Here is a 24,097-nt window from a genome sequence, read left to right on the forward strand (position 1 = left end):
TATCATTTAGCCGGCTTTTTCGGCGACCAGCTTTTCCAGTGTATTTTTATATTCGCTTAAAAACAGTTTGAATTCTTTATCGAGCAGGTGCAAATCATCCGCCAGGGTGCTGCTGTCACTCACCTTTAGTTTGCCTTCGGCTTCCCGGGCTACCTGCGCAATACGGGCGACTCCAATGGTCCCGGCACTCCCTTTGAGCGTGTGAAGATGGCTTTTGACGGTCGGAATATCGCCAATGGCAAAGGCATCGAGCGATTCCTGCACGAGGGTGGTGGCTTCGATTTCAAAATCTTCGTAAATCGACGTCACCAGATCCCAGCCACCCACCTGCTCCAGTTGACCAATAATTTCGGTGTCGACCATCGGCATCTCCAGTTCGCGAATGGTTTCCAGTTGTTTGGAACGCATCTGGGCCGCTTCCTTGAAATCCTTGCGGGCATCTACGGTTTCCTTCACTTTGGAAATCAGGCTCTGGGCCCGAATCGGTTTGGCGATGTAGTCATCGAGACCCTGGCTCAGAAAACGGTCCCGGTCTTCGCGCATCGAATAAGCCGTCATGGCAATCACTGGCGGCAACTGCGTGCCGAACAGACTGCGCAGTTTCACCGTCGTTTCCACCCCGTCCATATCCGGCATCTGAATATCCATGAAAATCAGTTCATACGGTTTGCCGTTTTCGGCCATAGCCACCGTCACTTTATCGATGGCTTCCTGTCCACTCGATGCGGTTTCGACCTGACAGCCCGATTTTTTCAAAATTTCGGTCGCCACCTTTCGGTTTACCGCGTTGTCATCGACCAGCAATAAATACGGATGATGGTCTTTGAACACATTTTGCAGCGAGATTTCGGCCTGATCGGACTTCTGGTTTGTGGGGCTGATCAGGGTTTCTTTCAACTCTATCGTAAACCAGAAGTTACTACCCTTCCCGGTTACCGATTCAACACCGATCGTTCCTTTCATCAGAGCCGCCAATTCCTTCGAAATAGCCAGACCGAGGCCCGTTCCGCCGAAGGATTTGCGCGACGACATTTCGACCTGGCTGAATGAATTGAACAGAAGGCCTAAATCGTCTTTTGCAATCCCGATGCCCGAATCCTTCACCTCTACCTTAATCCGGTTAAATTTACCCTTCTTACTGACCAGTGAAGCCTCGACCGTCACCGCACCATTTTCGGTAAACTTAATGGCATTTGAGGTCAGATTAGACAGAATCTGCAACAGCCGCGTTTGGTCGGCTATCACAAACCGGGGCAGTTTTTCGTCCAGATGGTAACTCAGTTTATTTCCTTTCACGCTGGCCTGCTGCCCAAAAAGCGACACCAGTTTGTCAAAAACCTCCTGGAACAGAATGGGTGCTTCGTGCAAAACCATTTTCCCGGCTTCGATTTTCGACAAATCCAGAATATCGTTCAGGATGTTCAATAACGTTTCCGAGGACTTCTTGATCGTTTGCACATAATCCTTCTGATCCTGATCCAGGGGCGTATCGTTCAGCAGGTCGATCATGCCGATTACGCCGTTCATCGGCGTCCGGATTTCGTGACTCATGTTGGCCAAAAACCGCTCCTTCACCTTCAGCGACCGCTCGGCTTCGTCTTTGGCCTTCATCAGTTCCTGGGCGTTGCGCTTCAGTTCGGTGATGTCGCGGGCCAGGGCGGCCACTTCGTCCACCCGGCCATTCTTATCGTTGAGCGTCAACATGTTGAGCATGATCTGTCGGATCGTGCCATCTTTCCGGTGCAGCGTGGCCTCGAAGTTTCGCAGGCTCTTGTTCCGAATCAATCGCACGAGCGCCCGGCGAATATCCTGCTTATCGATGAAGTTGGTAATGGGCTGACCCAGAACCTCTTCGGGTGTGTATCCGGTTCGTTTCAAGACCGACGGGCTGATCATCGTGACGAGTCCTTCGCGGTCGACACGGCAATAAATATCCTGGAGATTGACAAAAATACCCCGGAATTTTTCTTCACTGCCGCGCAGTTCCAGTTCCGTCCGTTTCCGGGCAGTGATGTCGCGGGCGATCCCCGAAACCTCCTCGATGACGCCCCCCGACAGCAGAATTGGATTCAGATGCACCTCCAGCCAGGCTTCACTTTTGGTGGTCTGGTAATGCAGTTCGACCGTTTGCGGCAAGCCCCGGAACGCCAGCCGGTATTTTTCTTCCAGCAACCGCCGGTTTTCGGCCCCGATGATCCGCCAGCCCAGCTTTTCGGTCGTCACGTTCAACTGTGGAATTTCGCCCAACTGATTTTCAATCAGCCGCGTGTAATTCCGGTTGAACGATGTCAACTGAAAGCTTTTGTTGACCGACCAGATCAGGTGGGAACTGCTGTCGAAAATCGCATTCAACCGGGCGGTTTGCTTGTTAATGGCAGCTTCGTCCTGCTTCCGGGCAATGGCCAGTGCCACCTGACCCGAGATAAATTCGAGCAATTCCAGGTCACGGATGTTGTACGTATCGGCTTTGTCGTAAGCTTTCACCCCGATAATTCCCGTAATCCGGTCGCCAATCCGGAGCGGAACGCAAAGCATGGCTTTCGGAATCTGTCCGTAGAGGTAGAGATTTTGCGTGTCTGCCAGTTGCTGAATATCCTGTTCGTAGAGAAACAGCGGGCGGTTGGCGCGGATGGCGTATTCGGTCAGGCCGTTGCCCAGCCTCCGTTTCGTAAACCGCATTCCCGTAAAATATTCATCGACGTAATACGGGAAATACAGGAAGCTTTTGCTCTGGTCATACAGCGCAATAAAGAAATTCCGGGCATCGATGATGTTGCTCAGTTCATCGTGAATATTCTGGTACAACTCGTCCAGATTCGGCGCGTTGAGCGTCCAGTTGGCAATGCTGTAGTAGAGTTTCTGGGCTTTTTCCGCGCGGATGCGGCTCGTAATGTTGTGCAGAATGCACCGGTATGCGGTCGGTTTTCCCTGATCGTAGCGGCAGTTGACGCTGCCCGACACAAAGACGGTTTTGCCTTTCTTACTCTGAAAAACCGTCTCGAAATACGGAAATTTCTCCCCATCCCGCACCCGTTGCAGTCGCATGAGCGTACTTTCGGCATAATCGGGGTGCAGGACGTCCTGCAAGGTCAGCGAGGCAATTTCGTCGGAACTGTATTCCAGCACCTCACGCCAGGCGCGGTTGACAAACATAAATTTGCCGTCGAGCGTCACCAGTTGAATCAGGTCACTGGTGTTATCCACCAGATCCTGCAACTGCGAGTTTGAATATGACAGGGCGGAAGCAACACGCTTTTTATTGGTGACATCTTCGCCAATGAAGGTGTACGACGGAACCGCCGTATGATCGGCTACGGTGTTGATAATGAACGAATTCAACTGAACATTTCGCACGGCACCGCTCTTGGCCAGGAGGTTGATTTCTTTCTGTTCCACCACGCCCCCGCGCGCAATGGCATCGTCGAAATCCCGCTGCATCTGCACCCGCTCGCCCGCCGGAATAAAAATCTCGAAAAAGTTTTTTCCGATGACATCGGTCGGTTGCCAGGCCGTAATCCGCAGGGTATACTGGTTACAAAACGTCACCGTACCGTCTTTCTCGATCGTTAACCCGATGAGATTCAATTGATCAACCGTTTTGCTGACGTCGAAAACCGACGCATGCGGCAGTTGTGAACTTCCGTCCAGGGAGTTCCGTATATCGACTTCTTTGCTCAGCCGCCGAATCTCGGCGACCAGCTCATTTTTTGTTTTCGCAGTCCAGGACATTATCAATGTGTGGGTGTTTGGAATTCGGCGTATTTCAGGCTTACGGCTCCGGTTCAAAACCTGGTTTCCAGGCAGACGGCCTACCCTGAAACACGGCAACAATACAGAATAAATTTACAAAAAAATACCGGCAATGTGATAAACGTTTGTTTGCTTATCGGAATGGCATTATTTTGGAAGGGCATTTCTGTTAATTTGATTAGTTTCGCAAGCCTATTAAACGACCATGATGAAAGTCTTTATTGCGCTGGTTCTGATCAGCCTGTGCTGTGCCGCCTGCGAACCGTTTGACCTGGATCAGAAGAATTTTCCGATCTGTGAAAAACCCGAAGGAACCATCGGTTTTACGGCCGCCAAACTGGAAGTTACTTTTTTTCTGGAAAATAAGAAAGGCGATATTGGAGCGGTAGGCTGGGATTTGGGCGATGGGCGCAATCGTTCCGGGAATCAGTTCACGGTTTTTTACGAAAAACCCGGCACCTACAACGTTACGATGGTTCTTGCGAACCAATGCGACGATAAGCTTTCCGTTTCGCGCCTGGTTACTGTCACCAATTAGCCTTCTTCTCCGCTATGCATGAGCCATACGCACTTCTCTGGTTGAAACGATGGGTTGCTTTCTTTCTGGTGATGTCTGCGTTACCCGCTGTCAGTCAGGTTGCTGTAACCAATATCCGCATCAACGTGATCGAAGAGTCGTCGGTCGAAATCCTGTACGACATTACCGGAAACCAACCCGCCGATTCGGTATATTTTCGCCTTCGCAGTCAGATTAACGGCGTCCTGAACCCCGCTCCACAGTTTATTTCCGGCGATTGGGGGCAGGATGTTTCGCCGGGTACCAACCGGCGCATCGTCTGGAGAGCACTGGAAAACGGATTCGAACTGGATGAAAATATTCGGGCAACCCTGCTGGTCAAAGTGATTCCGGGGGCCGTGCGCAAACCGACCGAGTCCGTAACACAAATGCCCATCGATCTTCCGAAAAAGAAATACCGGCCCGGTGGCCCCGAATTCGCCTTGCTGTCGGTGATTGCCCCTGGAGTTGGCAATATTTTTGTTCAGTCGCCCAAACCCGTCATTGGCCACCGCCTGGGCATTACGGCTACTTGCTACGGCCTGATGCTCTACGGTTTTATGGAACGTAAAAAGTCGCGCGACGACTATGCGCTGTATGAACAGCAACGCAACCGCACAGCCGCACAACCGTTTTACGACAGTGCTAACGACCACCACCACCGGTATATGATTGCCACCCGCCTGTCGGGAGCCATCTGGATTACGGACATTGTGGCCACGTTGATCAAAGGCGTACGCAACCAGAAACAGCGCACCAGAACCGCCGAACCGAAGGTCAGTCTGAAACCCGGTTACCAATCCGGGTATCCGGTTGCGGTGTTCAACTACAAATTTTAACGACTATGGTATGATGCGTTTTGCACTCATTTTGGGAGTTCTGTTCAGTCTGCTGGGAGAAAGTCAGGCGCAGGTTGGGGTCTATTCGGCGTCCGGCTCCTGGGTACACGTGAAAACCAAGGCAAAGAATGCGGCATCCGCTTCCAACCGGTTGTTTACGGAAAATTTCACCGATAACCGGAATCGCTGGCTCATCGGCCGACGGGGGGCTTACGGGTACGACATGTCCCAGAATGCCTACCACATCTACAAACAGGCTGATGACTCACCGGCATCGGCCTTTAGCTACGTCTCGATTCCGGCGGCCCTCAATCTGAACAAACTGGATACGTTTATGGTCCAGGTCGATCTGGCCGGACCCAGCGGCATCATTCCCGATGCAGGCTTGCTGATTGGCGTAAAAGACTCGTTAAATTATTGCCACTTTCGGATCAACAACAAAAACCAGGTGTCCGTCAAATACGTGATCAACGGATTGAGCTACACCATCTACATGCGGGGGGATTATGTACCGGCGGGCATTCCGCTCTCGACGACCAAGAATACGCTGACGGTTCGTAAAAAAGGAGAGCAGATTCATTTTTACCTCAACGGGCGGGAAATACCGACGAGTCCATACCAGTTTCGGCAGTATCAGGGCAATGGCATTGGCTTTGTTGCGACGACCGACGGCACGCAGTTTCGGAACCTGACGGTGAGCGCCGGAGCCGGTCCGCGTTAGTTGTCGTCCCGAATACGTCCTCCGTCCCGGTCGACCACAATTTGCTGACCATCCAAAACAACCGTCGCCTTCCCGTTCAGGAAAGGGGTCACGTCGTCATACACCGGGTCGATATGCCACTTATCCTTTTGATCGACATAGCCCCATTTCCCTCCCTTTCGGGCTGCCCGCAAACCAAAATCTCCAATTCGGGTATCTACCGAATCGTACGGTTTTGTTTGAACAGCCGTTGCCGGTTCGACCATTCCTGAAGCAGCAGGAACGGGAGTTGGACTGAGATCGGTGGGCGTAAGAAGGGGATTGTTGTTTTCTACAATAGACTCGGCGGGCAGCAGCACGACTTTCTTTGCAGCTTTGCCCACATTGGGCTGGCGAATGGTCTCTTTGACCTGGACAGCACCGCTGCTCCGGGTTTGTTCCAGTTCAGCTACCTCCTCGCGACCGGCTCCGCTGTCGATTTCGGTTAATTTCCCTTTCCAGAGCCACAGCAAGATGCTTACAAAAACGATCACCAGCGTAATCAATACTTTATTGGACTGGCTGAATGGCGTGGATATGGGATGAACCGACACATCGCCGGATAGCGCGGCTACAGGTTGCTGGGACTCCACCAACCACGTTTTTGCCTCTTTTTGCCGCCAATCGGTCGAAATAAGCTGTTCCCGCAGGGACTGACCTTTGGGTGTTTCGAGGGCTTCGTAATTATGTTCGAGCAGGTAACCCATGATTTCCTGCGTCAATGTGGTTTCATCGGATGGAATGGCAACAAACAGCCGGTTGATCACGTGGGCTGGGACGTGCCGGTCGTAAGGGCTAAAAACCTCCTGTATTTTCAGACGAATGGTATCGATCATTTCATGCTTCAGTTAGTAAACGAGGAAAGCCATTCTTTTTAGACCTTCAAAAGTTACGAAAAGTCAAATAATCTTCATAATTTTTTACGCGATCGGTTTCAACGTTCATTCAGACAACAGTCTGACACCGTGTCTGTTTATTTTTCTGATCATTCGGTATCTGATTCCAATCAGGCTTGGGAGGTCTTTCAGGATCTCCAGGTCTTCATCACGATAGAAATACTTTTGGGTAGGGGTAGGCATCCAGTTGCTGGCTCGTCTGTTTCTTTGAGCTTTTTCGAGTCGGTTCCGGCTCCGGTTCTTCGCCCCGCGTCATCCTTAACACCACCCAAATCAGCACCAGGGCTGATAAAATGGCCAGGCCAATCAGAGCGGCATCCGAAAAGCTGCTTTTTTTAGGCGGTTCCGGCGACACGACCGGAGGTGGCAGAATCGGCTGCGGGTTTCCGGGTAATGGCCCCCCACTCGCAGGAAACCGGCTTGCCGGATTCACCCCCGCCGGAGCAGGCGTTGTGGTATACCCGGTCTGGGTTTTCACATAGTCCGTCGATTGCGGTTTGGCTTGCTCCTTTTCCCACCAGCTCAGGTGCCGCCAGTCGGTCGAAATCAGTTTTTCTTTCAGGCTATTTCCCCGGGGCGGGTTCACCGATGCGTAATAATGCTCCGACAGATACAGCCGGATTTCTTCGGCCAGTGCCGCTTCATCATAATCAACGGCTTTGAACAGAAATTTCAGACTCTGCGCCTGAATGTGCTTGTCGTAATCGTCCAGAATACTCTTGATTTTTCGCCGGACCGACTCCACTTTTTCAACAACCGGTACCGGGATGGGGGGATTTTGCGGGTTTGTTTGCGAAGCCGCTGCACCGGGTCCGTGGCTGGCTGGGGAAACGGCCTCTTCGCTTGCGGACGAAACCGGCAGGGCTTCCAGAATAGCCGGTATCCACTGTTCGGTTACAAAAGCCCGCGACAACTGAACCCGTTCGGCTTCGGCGACAAACTGGTTGATATCCGTTTCCGACAACTGATTCTGACGTTGCAGGGCCACCGCGACCATCTTCTTTTTCAGATCCAGAATCTTCCCAAAATCACGGTTTACCTGACGGCTGATGTCGTTGACCAGGCGGGTAAAATCCGTGATGCCCAATGCGTTGGCCTCCGCCACGAGCCCTTTTTGTCGCCATTGCCAGTCAGCCAGTTCGCCCTCATACAGAACGACTTCATTTTTAATTCGATCCCGTAATTCTTCGAGTGTCATGATCTCCGTAAATCCCTGTTCATTGTAGCGAAGACCGGTTACAAGGCAAACGGCTATCAGAATAGTTCAATTAAATACTATCTTGTTACCAAATAATCCGGGCTGGGTATTAAATTACTAAATAAATCTAATTTTTGCTTTTTCTGTAATCTTCCATTTGTCGCCCTGAAGTGTCAACCGACCCACCTGCTCCGTCCGAATCCGGCTATTCGGATTGGGCTGCGTCAGATACTCACAGGCATCGTTGAGGTATGAATACGGATCGCTCAGCGCCAGTCGCTGGGCATCCGCATTTTCCGAAACCTGGTAGGTGGCCTGCGTATCACTTTGCAGGCTGATGTCAAAAACCGTATCACGTTCGGGGGTAGTCAACAAACCGCCGGCGCTAAACCCATCGCCCAAATCCGCCGTTCGGGCGTAGAAAGCCGTCGGTTTAGCGGGCAGGGTCGGCGTGCGAAAACGATTAGACGGGCGGGCGGCTGATTCCGGCTCGGTTGGCGCATCCTGAACCGGTGTTATCACTTCAAGCGGTACTTTAACCGCCGGAGCAGCCGGTTTTTCAGCCCGGTTTTGTTCCAGTAACCGAACGGCCCTTTCGAGGGCTTCCAGTTGTGCATTCAACTGAAAATTTTCATTCGTCTGGTTTTTGCGTACTTCAAGTTTACTGATCCGGTCAGACAGTTTCGCCAATTGGGAGTCAAACTGCACATCGCGGGCCGATTGCTGCGGCTTCTGGTTTTTTATGACAAGATACGCCAGAAAAGCGACGGCAATGAGACTCAGTATTGATAAAATAAGCGCAAAACTATCCATAGCATTCCAGTTTGATTGAGTGGGTGATGGGGTGGTTACCGGTGTTTTTTCAGTATTTTCTATCGAATCGGCAGGTGCATCTTCTTCCGCCGAAGCAACCGGCTGCGGGGGTGCAACCACGGCAGGCCCGGCGCCTAAAGCACTGGTAATGATGCCGTCCAGGGTGGATTGAAAAGCCGGATAACCTGGCAACGTCTGTCGGGTTATCCGATCTCCGGTGGCAACTTTCTGGACCAGATAATCTTTGACGCCTTCCAAGGCAGTCCGGGGCTGGTTAATCTGCGCGATGTTCTGAGCTGCTCTTTTCCTGGCGTCATCGGTCAGTTTATCCGCCCCGACAAGGTCGTTTTGCGCGATGAATTCCTTCAGCCCCTCATACGAATCACAGGCACATTGTTTCGACTTGACGTTCGGAAAGGTTTGGGCATCCGTCGCCAGAAACTCCACCGTCGCTTTGGTCATCAGAAAAGCCGCCTGATCGAGTTTTCGGCGGTATTCCGCATCGTTTTGGGCAAAAGCCGGTCTGTTTAGAAGCAACACGCCAAGCAACAAAATCCAGCGGGTAGTTTGACAGATCATCCTTTGAAAAGAAAGTTTAGTTGAGGATTACGATTCGGCAATGAACTTCGATAGCTCATACAACGCGTGTTTGAGCGGCAGAAAAAAGTAGGTTTCACCCAGCGCATCATTTGGCCGTTGTTCAAAACCCATCCGTGCCAGCATGTAGCTGTCGTAGAGCCGTCCCCCGCGCGTAATGTCCGCACCGACGAGGTAATCGACATACCGCTCGGGCGTCTGAATGTTGTATTCGCTCAGGAAATAAGCAATGTCGCGGTCGTGCAACGTCAGTTCCAGAAACCGCTGCATGTTGTGCAAAACCGAGTGGTGAAATGCCTGCTGCGGACTGACTTCCCCAATTTTCGTCCGGCGGTATTCAAAAGCAAAGGGGTTTGCCTGCTCCTGCCCTGCTTCGTCGGCGGTTGCGGGTTCGTTGCCCCAGTAACAGGTCGTTTCCCGGTTTTCGTACTGCGCTTTTTCGCCACCGGCATTTTCGTACAAAACCGCTCCGTTGGCCGTCGTTTCCTTCGGATTGTCGGACAGAATCACCTCAAAATCCGACGGCACCGACTGTTTGGAATACGCCTTGAACAGCATCTTGGTAAACTGAATCAGACGCGACCGCGACCCGAGCATTGCCAGATACTGACTACCCCGGCCCGTAAACGTCAGGTAGCGCGGCAACGCCAGGTTGTGCGACTCCAGCAACTGAACCAGGTGATAGACAATCGAGCTGTAGTGCAGGTAGAGTACGATTCGCAGGGCCGGTTTTCCGTCCTGAATCGACTGCGTAAACTTGAAGTGACTGTCGTACTTGAACAGCAAACTAACAATATCCTCAGCGGTCAGCTCCGGTTTGTTCAGGAAGGTGTCAAGAATCGAATCTTCCCGGGCGGGCGTTTGATTCAACGTTCGGCGGTAGGCCAGATAGTTCTTGACAAAACCGCTGTCTTTCCGGTGCGACGGGTGGCCCTGTTCGTCCAAACCGCCCCCCCAGATGTCGTAACCGGCAAACCGGAACGACGTATTCAGATACCGCCCCTGCTGTTTCATGAACAGCATGATGTCGGCCGTTCCGCCACCGATGTCCACGTTGACGGTGTCGGCAAAGGACTTGACGCCGTTTTTGACAAGATAGAAGTATGGAGCCAGCGACTCCGGTACCGGTTTGACCCGGAAGTTACTCGTGGTGCCAAAGACATTCCGGGCGGCCTGTTCCCACTCATGCACCAGATTATCTTCCGTGACGGCCCGCATGCTCGAAGGAGCCAGCCACACGATGCCCGTCTGCTGCACATTGCCCTGATTCAGAATCACTTTGTTCCGGATTAACAGAAACAGGGTTTCGAAAAAGGCGCGTACGCGGGGGCGGTTGAGTGTATCGCCCGGCTGGTTTTCAAACAGCCATTTCAGGTTCGTTACGTAGTGATTGACGCCCGTGCTACCCTCTTCCAGATCGATGTTGAAGCCCAGGTTGACTTTGGAAAACAGGTTGTTACCGCTGTCGGTAAAACCACTTTTCTCGTACACCGTCGTCCGAAGCGGGAACGCGAACGGCGAGCCAAACTCCTTGCCGATGATGGCCGGAATGAACTCCCGCCGAACCAGTTGATCGAGCTGCACAAGCCCGCCAAAGCTGACCCGTTTTTCGTATTTGTCGTACACCGTCTGCGCTTCGTAGCCTTCATACGGTTTGTTGAACAACACCATTTGCAGCTCGTCCTTGTTGAGCGACGTGTTCTGATCGCTCACCGTCAGGGCTTTCGGCTCCACATCGCCCATCGCGGCATCGGTGTAAGCGATGTGGGTATTGGACGTTCCAAAGTCGATGGCAAACGTAAAGTTCTTGTAGCCTTTTTCCGTAATGGTCGTAAACTGCGGCAACACCAGCCCCCGGTACGGAATACCACCCCGTTCCAGCCGGATTTCCATGACGTCGAATGCCTGCGGAACTTTGTAATAATACGAAGCCGGCAAGGGATCGACTTTGGGTGAACGGGCCTCGGGAGCCGGAACATTGAGCGGTTTTCCCGCAATAATATTCGGTAACTCGTAGAAATGCACCGAGTTGTGCGCCCGAAAACCGATGTTGGGATCGCTCACATCGGCCAGCATCACATAATACTGGTTCATGGACTGCAAATCGGGAACCGTAACGCGGTAGAACGGAAAAAAAGCCAGCCCCGCCCGGAAGTCGATCACGGTTTCCGGTCGGGCCAGATTGTATTCTTTCCGGAATTCAATTGTCCGGTTGTTCCGAATCGGAATGCGAAGGATGGCGGTTATGATTTTATCGGTTCCCCGGTGTTCCACCGAAAAGGCAAACTGCTTTTGCAGATCGTCGATCCGGAAGAAATTAAAATACTCTTTCCGAACCGGCAGCAAAAACTCACATTCGCCGATGGTTCCGGTAAAAAACCGCTTGTTGTTGATTTTAAACGGTACCTGAATCAGAAAATCTTCCAGAAAATCGTCGGTTGTCAGGAACGGATACCGCACGTTGTCGACGCCCGGCAAATACCGCTCGGCGAGCAAACCGCCTTCGCTGAGGTTGTTGAGCAGCGAGCGCATGATGACCGTCTGCGGGTTCCAGTTGGTATTTTTCACATACCGCCCGGCCACATCCATCCGCGACGCCAGTGCCAGCGGTTTCCGAACGTTGGTCGGTGCGCCGTTGCGGCTTTCCTGCTGGTAATACGAAACCGTGGGCTGCATCACGAAATCGCTGTTTTCCTCAATATCATCCAGCACATCATTTTCACGCACCTTGTACAAGGCCAGTCCCGGGAGCACCTGCAGAGTCGAATTGCCTTCGCCACCAATCTGAATCGGCTCGAAGTTCGACAGCGTCGTATTCGCTTCGACCGGGAGTTGGGTGGTATTGTCAAAAAACGCTTTGTACAGGAATTCGGAAAAACCGCCTTTCGATGGCAGCAAGTCTTTATACTGATCATAGAGCCGTCGCAGGTAGGTCACAAAAGCCGTGTCCCGGTCCTGCAAAGGCACATATTCATTCTGAAACAGCATCCGGCCCGTTGTGCTTTTGGGCGGATCGATGAACTTGTTCTGGCGTTCCTGCTCCCAGTTGGGCGACGTAAACACCAGCGACAAGGGTGACGTACCACCCAGCAGCGCACCTTTGTAATAGATCAGCGTAAACTGTTGCAGGGTACCCAGTTCGTTGCGAAAATCCAGTTCCAGGGCTTTGGCCAGAATCTGGTGCGCGTGTCGAACGGTGGTCGAGGGGTTGGCTTTTTTCCGCAGGGCGTCCAGCCGCTCGGCGCGGTTCCAGACCCGGTACGTCAGATCGGCACTGTTCCCGGCCTGAAACAGCAGCTCCAGCATGTCGAGGGCGTGCGAAACCAGGACGTGATACAACGACAGTTCGCGCGGAAGCTGGTTGTTTTTGATCATCCGGAAAGCCGTATCGAACAGATACAACCGCGCAAAGGGCGACGGAATCGATGTCCCGGCTTTGGCTGCGGCTCCGGCAGCACCACCAGCCGCCCCGGAAAGCGTATCAGGAATGTGTTCAATGCGGTTGCCCGTCAAGCCGGTGTGTGAACCCGTCCAATCCTGGTGGTTCTGCTGGCTGACGTTGGGGTCATTATCGATTCTGAGAATATGTGGCATGAGTTTCGAGAGATCTAAAAAGGGGTTATTGCGCGGAGTTGAGCGGAGTAACAAAGAGGTAAGCGGAGAAAATTTTAATGAAACCCTGCTTAACTCCTTTTTCTCTGCTCAACTCTGCGAAACAACTTTTTTAAACAGCAGCGTCCGACAGTTGCCGGTTGAGCGGGCCGAGTTTTTCGCGGGCTTTCTCCGCAATTTCAATCAGTAATTGCATAAACCGTTTTTCCGGTTCGGGAAAGGGCGTTTGCAGTGTATTTTCAATCTTCCCGGCCTGGTCCCGCAGGAATTTTTCACTGAGTCCTTTGTCGAAGAAGCCGGTTTCGATCCGCTTCGAGCGCACCATGGCATTGAAATCGTTCAGCATATCGAACGGATAAAACGCCCGATCGTTCTGCGCCATTTCGCTCAGCCAGTTTTTGAAGTGGTGGGTCATGAAATTCTCCAGCGACGTATAAAACGTGTTGGTCCGCAGGTTCTGGGAAAGCGCCAGGTTTTTGGCAAACGCTTCGCCCAGGTTGGTCGGCACAAAGTCGGTAAAGAACTTCGTCGCGTAGGCAAACCGGATGAGGGGTTCGAGAATACCGTTGTAGGTCTGGTCGTGAAAATGGGGCAGGTCGAGCGTCCGGTCGTTGCGTTTCAGGCCGTATTCAAAATACCGCTTGGCGTCGCTGAACTCGGCTTCGGGTTTATTGGCAAAATCCAGAATGGCCGCAGCCGCCAGCATCTCCACCACGTGGGCGTTGTTGGTCTGCTTCGAGCCGCCTTCCACGTTGGGATAGAGCTTGCTGCCAGGCCGGTCGCCGATGTAATAGAGCGCATCCAGATTCACCTGCGTCTGGTAATACGAAAGCGCGGCCTTGGTTTTGGACAAAAACCGGTTCTGGTCGATGGCACTCTGGCTGTTTTCTTCCAGCGCAAAATACGGCATCACCGTCACCGCGCCTTTTTTGGCGTTGCGGATCTGGATTTTCTGACTCGGATGCTGCAACAGCTTGACCAGTTGCGGAAAACCGGCTGAACCCGTACCGCCAAAAATGGAACTGATGACAAAAATCCGGTCGGTCTGGTCGTTGAAAGCGCCGGTGAAGTATTTATACACCGCCGAGTCTTCCAGCGCGTTGAACACCACACTGCCAATGTTCGGATTTCCTTTGAAACCCACCGACAGATTCAGCTTCAATTCCGCACTCGTGGGCCGGGCCGAGTTGTCATAGAGCAGTTTGAGCAGTTCACGGTCGATGTCGTCCATGCTGCTGACGCTCAGAAACTCTTCAAAAGTTCCTTCGTGATCGGTCAGTTTGGGCAACACCGAATCGCCGATTTTCTCCTGCGCATTTTCGGCCTGAAGCGTCCCGAGCGGTTGCAAAGGCGTGGCAAAAAAAGTCCGCCGTTCGGTCTGGCTACCCTGACTGGCTGCGGTGTCTTTATACGCCGTCCGGCGGATGGCGCGGTAGAGTTCAACCTCCCGCAACGCCCGTTCGGTGTCACCGTTCTGCATGTCCATGTCGAGCAGAATCGGGATAATGGTCAGGTCGGCGGGGGTTTTAGACCCGGCGGCCAGTAACATGGTCAGCGAGCGAAGGACGCGGGCGCCCGTACCACCGATACCAAAAAGAAATAGTTTCATAGAAAAAAGGTCTGAATCCGGATTGAGCTGATATTACTGGAAATACAATTCCTGAATTGTATCCGTTGAATCAGAAAAAACAGCTAAATCCCGGTCAAAAGGGGGTTCTCTTCGCAAAAATGGAGAACCGTTTCAGGAGTAACGAAAAAACGAAAAAGTAAATTAGCGCGTACAATAAGTTTACGCCCCCAAATCCCTGCATGTAACTGTCGGTATCCTCGGCACCGGTGGCGTCGAGGGCGAACCAGACCGCATACCCAAATCCGAAAATACCGGCAATCACCAACATGATGACCCAGTGAGAAGTGCGGTAAAAAATGGATTTCCAGCGTCCCAGAATCAGGTAAAACAAGGCCGCCAGGCCCAGCGAAAACAGGAGGGTAAGCAGACCAACGGGCGTAAAGATTTCGTCGGCGTAGATAGGGTCATTGTTCTGGCCCAGCCAGAGTTCATACAGGGTTACAAACATGGGGATGAAAGTTAGTATTTGTGTGTTGTCGCACAAGTAAGGGCATTTTTCCTTACTTTTCTAATTTTAAATTCAGCACCAGAAAATCGTTGTTCGACGATTGGTAGGCTTCCTTGACGCCATTCATCAGGTGAACCAGCGCAAAGGTTTTGTTAAACCGGCTGGTGGAAGTCCGGTCGTCCATGGTCGACCAGCCAGCGGCATACCAGTCATCAAACCGCACCGGCAATTTTATAGCAACGTCTGCTTTGTCGTCATACAGATTTTCCACCCGGAACGTCAGCACGTGGGAGTTCTGGTTGAGCAGTTTCAGTTCCCGTTCTTTCAGTCGATTGGTAGCGACTTTTTCTTTTTTCTGAACGTTGATCAGCTTGACCGTGGCATTAGGGGCCGTTACGACCAGATTTTTCCGGATGAAATCTTCCGCCTGTGCGTAACTCGGTAATCCGTTCAGGTTGACACCCACCGCAAATTCAGCGGGAGCCGCCGGTTTTACGGTCAGTTCGGCAAGACCCGCTTTTTCGGCGCGCCACTCGCCTTTTTTGTTCAGTGAAAAGAACAGATCGAACTGTTTCAGCGCCCCGCTGGCTCCAAAATCCAGTTGCTTGGCGGGTTTGGTGATCATCAGTTCGCTCAGTTTCCGGTTCAGATCGCCGACCAGTTCCTGTTTGCCAATAATCCAGATGTAAAACGGCCGGGATTCACCCGTCAGCTTGTGTTTGTTATTCTGGTAATCGTAGTAGGTGCCATTGAAACCGGAGCTGTAAGCCAAAACCGTGGCACTGATGCCCTGCTTTTTCAGGCTGGCAAACTGGTCGTTGATCTGGCTTTTCAGGACGCTCTCGGCATTTTGCCGGTTGATCTCCGGGTTCTTCCTGATTTCGGCATCCGGAAACGACAGAATGCAATCCGATACCAGCAGCGCGACGGTGTTTCCTTTCGCCTTCTCTCCTACTTCCTTGAATATTTTGTGCAATTCCGAACTCCGCTCGGTGGCCAAAGGCGTTGTTGCCAGATTGACGACAAATTGATTATAGCCCTCTACAACGGGCTTGGGCTTTCCGGCGATGGTCCAGACTTCCACCGGTGCAATCTGGTTCAGTTTCGTCACTACTTCGGAAATCGCGACTTTAAAATTCGTTTCTCCTTTCAGATACCCGCCCATGCTGGCCGAGGTTTCCATGAAAAACAGGATGTTGCTGATACCGGCGGGTTTGGCTTCGGGCGGTTTTTCGGTCTTTTTTTCTTTCCGGCCGCAGCTTTGGAAAAACAGGAGGAGTACCAGAAAAAACAGGCTGGTGGCCCGAAGGGGTGATTGATTCATTCGTTTGTGCACGTCGTATGGTATCTGGTTTGAAACCGGTTCCCGGCCGGTTACTTCCTCTCTAAACGGTTATAAACCGAGGTTGTTACCCGTTTTTTTGTTTAGGCAATAAATAAACGATCAGTAATAAAATCGCCAACACAATGGTATAAACGTCAGCGAGTTTGTCGGCTTCGTAGTGATCGCAACCCCTCATTAACAGGCTGGCAAATACTGTACAAACGACGATACCCCAGTAATTCGTACGTATGCGCCAGCGAGCCGCGCCCACACTGAAATAAATAAGCTCGATCAGCAACAGCACGCCCGCCATAACGGCCCACATGGAGTCGATCAGTTTCGGATTGCTGCCCACGCCGTCTTTGCGCGGCTCTCCCCCGATGTTGATCAGCAACAGCAACGCCAGTCCGGACAACGCCATCCCAATCCAGTTGAGCAAACCCACCCGGGCAGACGGCAATCCCGCCGAACCCATCCGGGGCATGGCTTCCAGCGGTTTTTCGACCGGCAGCGGTGGCCCAAACGGTCGGCGATCAGGCTGAATAACGGGCATTACAGCGCCTGTCGGCGGTTTTTCGGCGATTTCATACGTCCAGACATGCCGATAGACTGGATCGTCCTTACGAAAAATATGAATCTGACCACTTGCATCCTTGAACAGCCCACATTCCGTCAACTCATCGTAATGAATAACACCTCTGTGCATGAATAAATGACGTATTACTCCGAAAGCGGTAAAATTAACCAATTCCCTCAGGAAATGCCACGAATTTTATACGGTTCCATCAACGGTCGGTGTACCTTTGCAAGATCAAAATTAGCAAATCATGCCTGTGCGATCTTACGGAAAACCTTCAAAGCGAACCACGTCAGACCGGGAACAATCCTTCCGGGGTGATGCCGTTCGCGCTAAAAAACACCTGGGGCAACATTTTCTGAAAGACCTCAGTATTGCCGAACGCATCGCAGGGCTGCTTTCCGGCCACAATGGTTACCAAACCGTGCTGGAAATCGGCCCCGGTATGGGTGTGCTGACCCAATATCTGCTCGGCCCCGACCTGCCGTTCACGACGCACGTCATCGAGATCGACACCGAATCCATCGCCTACCTCACCGCCCATTTCCCCATGCTACGCGGCCGGATTCTGGACGGCGATTTTCTCAAAAAAGATCTATCGGTTCTGTTTCAGGAGCCCGTTGCCATCATTGGCAACTTCCCGTATAACATTTCGTCGCAGATTTTATTCAAGGTTCTAGACCACCGCCAGCAGGTGCAGGAAGTCGTGTGTATGCTGCAACAGGAAGTGGCTCAACGGATTGCCTCCCCACCGGGCAACAAGGACTACGGGATTCTGAGCGTTTTGTTGCAGGCTTACTACGACATCCGGTATGAATTTACGGTGGATGCCAGCGTGTTTTCGCCCCCGCCGAAAGTGCAGTCGGGGGTCATCAGTCTTCGTCGAAACACCGTCGTTGCCTTGCCCTGTGACGAGAAAAAATTTGTTCAGGTTGTTAAACAGGGCTTCAACAACCGGCGAAAAACACTGCGAAATGCCTTGAAACCGTTAAACCCTCCGGAGTCGATGTTGTCTCACCCTTTACTGGATAAACGCGCGGAACAACTGGGCGTTGCCGACTTTGTTGAACTAACCACTTTAATGATGAATGATGGATGATGAACGATGAGTGGGCTGACGCGCGCACAATTCATCATCCATCACTCATCATTCATCGTTCCAATACATGACTTTCGAGCTTACCAAAGAATACGTAGAGCACATTCAGACGGCTATCGAAACCCACGACGACGTAACGTTGCGGGCGGAAATGGAAGAACTATATCCAGCCGATATTTCCGGAATCCTCTACGAACTGGATACCGAAATGGCCCGGTATCTGCTGGCCTTGCTCGATAAAAAAGTGGGTTCCGAGATCCTGACGAACCTGGAAGTGATCGATCGACGGGAATTTCTGCAAAGTTTTACGTCGGAAGAATTAGCGCAGTACGTCGATGAGATGGATTCCGATGATGCCGTCGACTTGCTGAACGAGCAGCCCATCCAAACCCGCGAAGAAGTCATTGCCCTCCTGAGTGACCGCGAACAGGCCCGATTTATTCTCGATCTGCTCCACTACGACGAAGATGTGGCCGGTGGTTTGATGCAGAAAGAGTTGATCAAGGTCAACATCAACACAACGGTCAATCAGTGTATCGAAGAAATACGGCAACAGGCTGAGAATGTGGAGAATGTCTATTCGGTGTATGTCATCGACGATGCTGATAAACTGCTGGGCCGGGTTTCGTTGAAGAAAATTGTGCTGGCGCGGAAAAACGCCAAAATCGCCGATATTTACGAGGAAGACGTCATTTTTGTCGAAACCTACCGCCCGGTTCAGGAAGTGGCCGAAGTGATGCAACGGTATGACCTGGACGCGGTGCCGGTGGTGAACGTGCAGGGACGGCTGCTGGGTCAGATCACGATTGACGACGTGGTGGACGTGATCACCGAACAGGCAGAACTCGACATTCAGGCGATTACCGGGATTACGGGGGACGTCGAAGAAGAGGATGATACAATCTGGAAACTTGTCGGTGCCCGGCTGCCGTGGCTGATTGCCGGGGCCGTCGGGAGCCTGATGGCGGCCACCGTCATCAATACATTCAATGTCCAGTTGAGCAAAATCGCGGCCCTGGCGGCTTTCATTCCCATTATTGGCTCCACCGGTGGCAATGTCGGCATTCAAACCGCGTCGCTGATTGTGCAGAGCCTGGCGGAGAAGTCCGGCCTGAGCGCGACCGTGGGGCAACGGCTGGCAAAAATGGTGCTGGTAGCCCTGATCAACGGTCTGATTATCGGTTCGTTAGCCGGTTCTTACTGTATGCTGATCGGTGAACCGCGTCTGGTTCCGGTGGTATCGCTGGCGCTGTTGGCGGTGGTTTTGCTGGCGTCGTTTATGGGCACCATCACGCCCATCGCGCTCAACCGGTTCGGGATCAATCCCGCCATCGCATCCGGTCCGTTCATCACCACCGTCAATGACCTCATCGGCATCGGCGTTTATTTTCTGATTGCCAGTTTGGTGCTAAGTATTTAACCACTTCGTTATTCAGTATTCGATATTCAATGTTCGTTATTCAACCCCTTCACAACAGCCGTTTAAATACAAATAAACGAAATATCGAATACTGAATTTTGAATACTGAATAACGAAATAACAACGCCACTACCCACTTGATTGCTGTCATCCAACGCGTTTCTGAAGCCTCCGTCACCATCGGCGGACACGTAAAAGGCCGGATCGGTACCGGTTTTCTCATTCTGCTGGGCATTACCCACGCCGACACCCGCGAAGACCTCGACTGGTTGAGCAAAAAAATTGTCGGGATGCGGATTTTCAGTGATGCCGACGACAAAATGAACCTGGACCTGAAAACCGTCGACGGTTCGATTCTGCTCATCAGCCAGTTTACGCTCCACGCCAGCACCAAAAAAGGCAACCGCCCCTCCTTCATCGATGCCGCCCGGCCCGAGGTGGCCATTCCCCTTTATGAACAAATGATCCGTCAACTGTCGGCCGAGTTAGGAAAACCGATCGAAACCGGCGAATTCGGAGCGGATATGAAAGTAGCCCTGGTCAACGACGGCCCGGTGACCATTGTCATCGACTCGAAAAACCGGCAATAATGTTACCCCCGGTTCAAACCGGGGGCTACAACATGGGTCATCCCTCCGGGATTTTAAACCTCCATCGTTCATTTTCATCCCGGTTCAAACCGGGGTAAAGATCGAGGAGGGGCTAAAATCCCGGAGGGATGACCCATCAAAAAGAACGGATTTCCCGAAAATCAACGAGTCCGTATAATCATCACGGTTTCTGACGTGAAGCAACTGCAAGCATCTCAGCTAATTAGCCGACTGAACGTGTCTACGTGAATTTTTCTTGACTATTTATAGAATGAAAATCACAATTTGTTAACTCGCTTCAGCATAAGTAAAATTCAATTTTCCCCTTTCTTCGCAGCCGAATTGAAACCGTCGACCCGGAGGTCTTAAAGGCTCAAATATCCGGACAGAAGACACCGTAATTCAATTACGGCCGAAAACTAACGCACTAGTTTGTGATTCCTGCTACTAAACCCTTCCTAAGCGAACCCACAATGGGTACATGTTAAGACCACATGGTAATCTTATTATCAAATCAGGTGATTGCATAGAGTAAAATAATCTAAGAAAGTCTTTTTTTAATCACACAATTCTGGTGTCTAATTATCAGTACCGTAATCCCGATCGCCGATGAAGTGTCGGGCTCTGTTCCTTTGATTTCACCGGATCGTTCAACCGTTGCAGAAACAAACTAACCAATTTTTTATCTATCCATTTTATGAAAAAACGCATACGAAAAACCGGTCTGCTGACCCTGCTGCTGACCGGTTGTCTGGCTTCGGGTTACAGCCAGACGACGCTCGCCTTTGGCGGGCAAAACCGATCGGTGTCGGACCGGAAAGCGGTGGAAAAACCGGCTCCCGCTGATGTCAACATCGAAGGACGCGTAACGGAAGGCGAAAAAGGCGAGGGAATACCGGGCGTCAGCGTCGTGCTGAAAGGAACGACCAAAGGAACCACGACCAGTGCCGATGGCTCCTACCGACTGGTTGTTCCGAACACCGACGCGGTGCTCGTGTTCAGTTTTGTGGGCTACGAATCGCAGGAAGTGGCGGTGGGCAACCGTACCAGCCTGAACGTTGCGCTGAAACCGGATACCAAAACGCTGAACGAAATCGTGGTGGTGGGCTACGGAACGCAGAAAAAAGTAAACCTCACGGGTGCCGTCGATCAGGTGACGAGCGAAGTGCTCGAAAACCGGTCGCTGCCCAACCTTACACAAGGATTGCAGGGTACGATTCCGAACCTGAACCTGAAAATGGGCGATGGAAAACCGACCCAATCACCCTCGTATAACATCCGGGGAACCACCTCCATTGGTCAGGGCGGCAGTGCGCTGGTGCTGATCGACGGGGTGGAAGGCGACCCGAGCCGGCTTAATCCGAACGATGTTGCCACGGTTTCGGTGCTGAAAGATGCGGCTTCGGCGGCCATCTACGGCGCCCGGGGTGCGTTTGGTGTGGTGCTGATTACGACCAAAAGCCCGACCAAAGACCGCACCAGCGTCACCTATTCGCTAAACCATTCGATCAAAAGCCCGACGAGCGTGCCGGATTTCGTAACGAACGGTTACACGTTTGCCAAAATGTTCAACGAGAGCTGGTCGGCCTGGAACGACTACTCGCAAACGCCCCAGAACGTCAACAAAACCGTGCGGTTCTCGCAGGCCTATCTGGCGGAACTCGAACGGCGCAACAACGATCCGAGCCTGCCCCGCACCGAAGTCGATCCGGCCACGGGCGAGTACGTTTATTACCACAGCACCGACTGGTACAAAGAACTGTATAAGAAGCAGAACAGCGCCACGGAGCACAATTTGTCGGTATCGGGAAGCAGCGGCAAAGCCGACTTCTACGTAACCGGGCGGTATTACAACCAGGAGGGGTTATTCCGGTATAATTCCGATGATTACAAGATCATTAGCTTACGCGCCAAAGGATCGATTCAGGTGTTTCCGTGGTTGAAAGTGTCGAATAACGCCGACTTTTCGTCCATGAAATACCATAACCCGCTGAACGTCGGCGAAGGGGGCAGCATCTGGCGGAACATCTCGGACGAAGGCCACAACATGTCGCCGATGTTCAACCCGGACGGAACGCTTTCGTATTCAGCGGCTTACACCGTCGGCGATTTCTGGTACGGCAAAAACGGCATCGATATGGACAAGCGCGTGTTTCGGAACACCGCCGACTTTGCCACCAACTTCTTCGACAACCAGTTTCGGGTGAATGGGAACTTCACATTTCAGAACACCGATGATAACGAATACCGCACCCGCGTTCCGGTGCCGTATAGCCGCAAACCGGGTGTGATCGAATACGTTGGCGTCAATACCAACGACCTTCAGAATATTTTCCGGGAAACGCTCTATACCGCAACCAACCTCTACGCCGAATACGAACCCAAAATCAACGCGAACCACTACGTGAAAGCACTGGTGGGCTACAACTACGAAACCTCGAATTACCGCCGGTTGGAAGCCGTTCGGAATGGGTTGATTTATGAAGATGCCCAGGACATCAACCTGGCCCTGGGGCAGGCCATCACCACCGCTGGGGGCATGGAAAAATGGGCGATTGTCGGCGGTTTTTACCGGCTGAATTATTCGTACAAAGACCGCTATCTGCTGGAGGTGAATGGCCGCTACGACGGATCTTCCAAGTTTCCGTCCGGCCAGCGGTATGCCTTCTTCCCCTCGGTTTCGGCGGGCTGGCGCGTGGCCAACGAGCCTTTCTGGAAAGTGTCGCCAAAGTTGATTTCTGACCTGAAAATCAGAGGTTCCTACGGTTCACTGGGCAATGGTACGATCGCTTCCTATGCTTTCCAGGAAAAATTTTCCATTTCGCAGTCAGGGCGGATTCTGAACGGCGTGCGGCCCCAGAAAACCGGTCAGCCGAGTGTCATTCCCGACGGGCTGACCTGGGAAACGTCCACCACCGCCGATCTGGGTGTTGATCTGGGTATGTTGAACAACCGCCTGACGCTGACGGCAGATGCTTACGTCCGGAAAACGACGGATATGTTTACGGTTGGCATGACGCTGCCCGCCGTTTTTGGAACCGACGTGCCAAAAGGAAACTACGCCGACCTGACCACCAAAGGCTGGGAAGCGGTTCTGGCCTGGCGGGATAAGGCCAACGTGGGCGGCAAACCGTTCGGCTACGAAGTCCGGCTGACGATGGCCGATTATACGGCGAAGATCGACAAGTACAACAACCCCAACAGACGGCTGACGGATTATTACGCCGGGCAGACTGTGGGCGAAATCTGGGGCTATACAACCGAAGGCTTTTTCACCTCCGCCGACGACATCAAAAACTCCGCCAAGCAGACGCTGTTCAAAGCCTCCAACACCAACCAGTTGCTGCCGGGTGACATCAAATTCCGGGACATCAACGGCGACGGCGTGATCGATCCGGGTGACAATACCGTGGACAAACCGGGGGACAAAACCATCATCGGCAACTCGACACCCCGTTACACCTACGGAATTATGCTGAACGCCGACTGGAACAATTTCTTCTTCTCGGCTTTCTTTCAGGGCGTTGGCAAACAGGACTGGTGGCCGGGTGCAGAGGCCGGCACATTCTGGGGAGCTTACAACCGCCCCTACAACCGGATTCCGACCTGGCACCTCGACAACATGTGGTCGGAAGCTAACCCGAATGCCTACTTGCCCCGGCCCCGGGGTTACGTAGCCCAGAACGGTGCGGGTGAACTGCGCCAGGAGCAAACCAAGTACCTCCAGAGCCTGGCTTACCTGCGGCTGAAAAACGTTCAACTGGGCTACAGCCTGCCGAAACTGCTCATCAGCAAAGCCGGTATGAGCAGCGCCCGGGTGTTTGTGTCGGCCGAAAATGTCCTGACGTGGGCCGCGCTCTACAAACGCACGAAAGATCTGGACGTGGAAAGTGCGACGGAATCGGACCGCGTACTGACCAACGGATCAAGCGGAAACGGCCACAATTACCCGATTCTGAAGAGTTTCACGATGGGTCTGTCCGTTACTTTTTAATCTTACAACCAGCAA

The 24,097-nt window shown here is 52.3% G+C and carries 16 protein-coding genes; 7 read left to right on the forward strand and 9 right to left on the reverse strand.

Going from position 1 to position 24,097, the window contains the following annotated elements; all coding sequences use genetic code 11:
- Positions 1–6: 6 nt before the first annotated feature.
- Positions 7–3,729 carry a PAS domain S-box protein gene (locus tag FH871_RS00840; RefSeq protein ID WP_138989451.1) on the reverse strand — a complete coding sequence of 1,241 codons (3,723 nt, stop codon included), beginning with the start codon at positions 3,727–3,729 and terminating at the stop codon, positions 7–9.
- A 226-nt stretch (positions 3,730–3,955) separates the two neighbouring features.
- Here FH871_RS00840 and FH871_RS00845 point away from each other — a divergent pair, with 226 nt between their 5' ends.
- Genes FH871_RS00845 through FH871_RS00855 form a run of 3 tightly spaced genes read left to right on the forward strand, consistent with a single transcriptional unit; the run spans position 3,956 to position 5,866 of the window.
- A complete protein-coding gene (locus FH871_RS00845) occupies positions 3,956–4,288 on the forward strand; it encodes a PKD domain-containing protein (protein WP_138989452.1) in 333 nt (110 codons plus the stop codon).
- A gap of 41 nt (positions 4,289–4,329) precedes the next feature.
- Positions 4,330–5,145, forward strand: coding sequence for a hypothetical protein (locus FH871_RS00850; RefSeq protein WP_138989453.1), 816 nt, complete (start codon positions 4,330–4,332; stop codon positions 5,143–5,145).
- Positions 5,146–5,155: 10 nt separating this feature from the next.
- Positions 5,156–5,866, forward strand: a complete 711-nt coding sequence (locus FH871_RS00855; RefSeq protein WP_138989454.1) for a hypothetical protein — start codon at positions 5,156–5,158, stop codon at positions 5,864–5,866.
- Here the strand turns inward: FH871_RS00855 and FH871_RS00860 are convergent.
- The 8 genes from FH871_RS00860 to FH871_RS00895 all read right to left on the reverse strand — a co-directional run bounded on the left by FH871_RS00860 (position 5,863) and on the right by FH871_RS00895 (position 17,108).
- Positions 5,863–6,720, reverse strand: coding sequence for a WG repeat-containing protein (locus FH871_RS00860; protein WP_138989455.1), 858 nt, complete (start codon positions 6,718–6,720; stop codon positions 5,863–5,865). The genes FH871_RS00855 and FH871_RS00860 overlap by 4 nt on opposite strands.
- A 208-nt stretch (positions 6,721–6,928) precedes the next feature.
- A complete protein-coding gene (locus tag FH871_RS00865) occupies positions 6,929–7,978 on the reverse strand; it encodes a hypothetical protein (RefSeq protein WP_138989456.1) in 1,050 nt (349 codons plus the stop codon).
- 117 nt (positions 7,979–8,095) lie between these two features.
- Entirely contained in the window at positions 8,096–9,370 is a 1,275-nt protein-coding gene (locus tag FH871_RS00870; protein WP_138989457.1) for a hypothetical protein, read from the reverse strand.
- Positions 9,371–9,397: 27 nt separating this feature from the next.
- Positions 9,398–12,982 (reverse strand): hypothetical protein, encoded by a 3,585-nt coding sequence (locus FH871_RS00875; protein WP_138989458.1) that lies wholly within the window; start codon positions 12,980–12,982, stop codon positions 9,398–9,400.
- A gap of 130 nt (positions 12,983–13,112) precedes the next feature.
- The gene (locus FH871_RS00880; RefSeq protein ID WP_138989459.1) at positions 13,113–14,609 is read right to left on the reverse strand and encodes a hypothetical protein; all 1,497 of its coding nucleotides are present in this window, start codon (positions 14,607–14,609) and stop codon (positions 13,113–13,115) included.
- Between the two features lie 94 nt (positions 14,610–14,703).
- Positions 14,704–15,078: a hypothetical protein gene (locus FH871_RS00885; RefSeq protein WP_114405564.1), complete on the reverse strand. Its 375-nt coding sequence runs from the start codon at positions 15,076–15,078 to the stop codon at positions 14,704–14,706.
- Positions 15,079–15,130: 52 nt separating this feature from the next.
- Positions 15,131–16,402, reverse strand: a complete 1,272-nt coding sequence (locus FH871_RS00890) for a hypothetical protein (RefSeq protein WP_138989460.1) — start codon at positions 16,400–16,402, stop codon at positions 15,131–15,133.
- Between the two features lie 85 nt (positions 16,403–16,487).
- A complete protein-coding gene (locus FH871_RS00895; RefSeq protein WP_138989461.1) occupies positions 16,488–17,108 on the reverse strand; it encodes a hypothetical protein in 621 nt (206 codons plus the stop codon).
- 121 nt (positions 17,109–17,229) lie between these two features.
- Between FH871_RS00895 and rsmA the strand changes: the two genes are divergently transcribed.
- From rsmA to FH871_RS00915, 4 genes are all read left to right on the forward strand, one after another.
- Positions 17,230–18,078, forward strand: coding sequence for a 16S rRNA (adenine(1518)-N(6)/adenine(1519)-N(6))-dimethyltransferase RsmA (gene rsmA, locus FH871_RS00900; RefSeq protein WP_138989462.1), 849 nt, complete (start codon positions 17,230–17,232; stop codon positions 18,076–18,078).
- Between the two features lie 67 nt (positions 18,079–18,145).
- Positions 18,146–19,498: a magnesium transporter gene (gene mgtE, locus FH871_RS00905; RefSeq protein ID WP_138989463.1), complete on the forward strand. Its 1,353-nt coding sequence runs from the start codon at positions 18,146–18,148 to the stop codon at positions 19,496–19,498.
- Positions 19,499–19,635: 137 nt separating this feature from the next.
- Positions 19,636–20,088 (forward strand): D-aminoacyl-tRNA deacylase, encoded by a 453-nt coding sequence (dtd, locus tag FH871_RS00910; RefSeq protein ID WP_138989464.1) that lies wholly within the window; start codon positions 19,636–19,638, stop codon positions 20,086–20,088.
- A 697-nt stretch (positions 20,089–20,785) separates the two neighbouring features.
- Positions 20,786–24,082: a TonB-dependent receptor gene (locus tag FH871_RS00915; protein WP_138989465.1), complete on the forward strand. Its 3,297-nt coding sequence runs from the start codon at positions 20,786–20,788 to the stop codon at positions 24,080–24,082.
- The last annotated feature ends 15 nt before the right edge of the window (positions 24,083–24,097 follow it).

Source organism: Larkinella sp. C7 (genome assembly GCF_006149005.1).
Taxonomy (GTDB): domain Bacteria; phylum Bacteroidota; class Bacteroidia; order Cytophagales; family Spirosomataceae; genus Larkinella.

Coding starts and splice junctions, on each gene's coding strand:
- FH871_RS00840 (WP_138989451.1), bottom strand. CDS start 3,729: ATGTCCTGGACTGCGAAAACAAAAAATGAGCTGGTCGCCGAGATTCGG.
- FH871_RS00845 (WP_138989452.1), top strand. CDS start 3,956: ATGATGAAAGTCTTTATTGCGCTGGTTCTGATCAGCCTGTGCTGTGCC.
- FH871_RS00855 (WP_138989454.1), top strand. CDS start 5,156: ATGATGCGTTTTGCACTCATTTTGGGAGTTCTGTTCAGTCTGCTGGGA.
- FH871_RS00860 (WP_138989455.1), bottom strand. CDS start 6,720: ATGATCGATACCATTCGTCTGAAAATACAGGAGGTTTTTAGCCCTTAC.
- FH871_RS00865 (WP_138989456.1), bottom strand. CDS start 7,978: ATGACACTCGAAGAATTACGGGATCGAATTAAAAATGAAGTCGTTCTG.
- FH871_RS00870 (WP_138989457.1), bottom strand. CDS start 9,370: ATGATCTGTCAAACTACCCGCTGGATTTTGTTGCTTGGCGTGTTGCTT.
- FH871_RS00875 (WP_138989458.1), bottom strand. CDS start 12,982: ATGCCACATATTCTCAGAATCGATAATGACCCCAACGTCAGCCAGCAG.
- FH871_RS00880 (WP_138989459.1), bottom strand. CDS start 14,609: ATGAAACTATTTCTTTTTGGTATCGGTGGTACGGGCGCCCGCGTCCTT.
- FH871_RS00885 (WP_114405564.1), bottom strand. CDS start 15,078: ATGTTTGTAACCCTGTATGAACTCTGGCTGGGCCAGAACAATGACCCT.
- FH871_RS00890 (WP_138989460.1), bottom strand. CDS start 16,402: ATGAATCAATCACCCCTTCGGGCCACCAGCCTGTTTTTTCTGGTACTC.
- FH871_RS00895 (WP_138989461.1), bottom strand. CDS start 17,108: ATGCACAGAGGTGTTATTCATTACGATGAGTTGACGGAATGTGGGCTG.
- rsmA (WP_138989462.1), top strand. CDS start 17,230: ATGCCTGTGCGATCTTACGGAAAACCTTCAAAGCGAACCACGTCAGAC.
- mgtE (WP_138989463.1), top strand. CDS start 18,146: ATGACTTTCGAGCTTACCAAAGAATACGTAGAGCACATTCAGACGGCT.
- FH871_RS00915 (WP_138989465.1), top strand. CDS start 20,786: ATGAAAAAACGCATACGAAAAACCGGTCTGCTGACCCTGCTGCTGACC.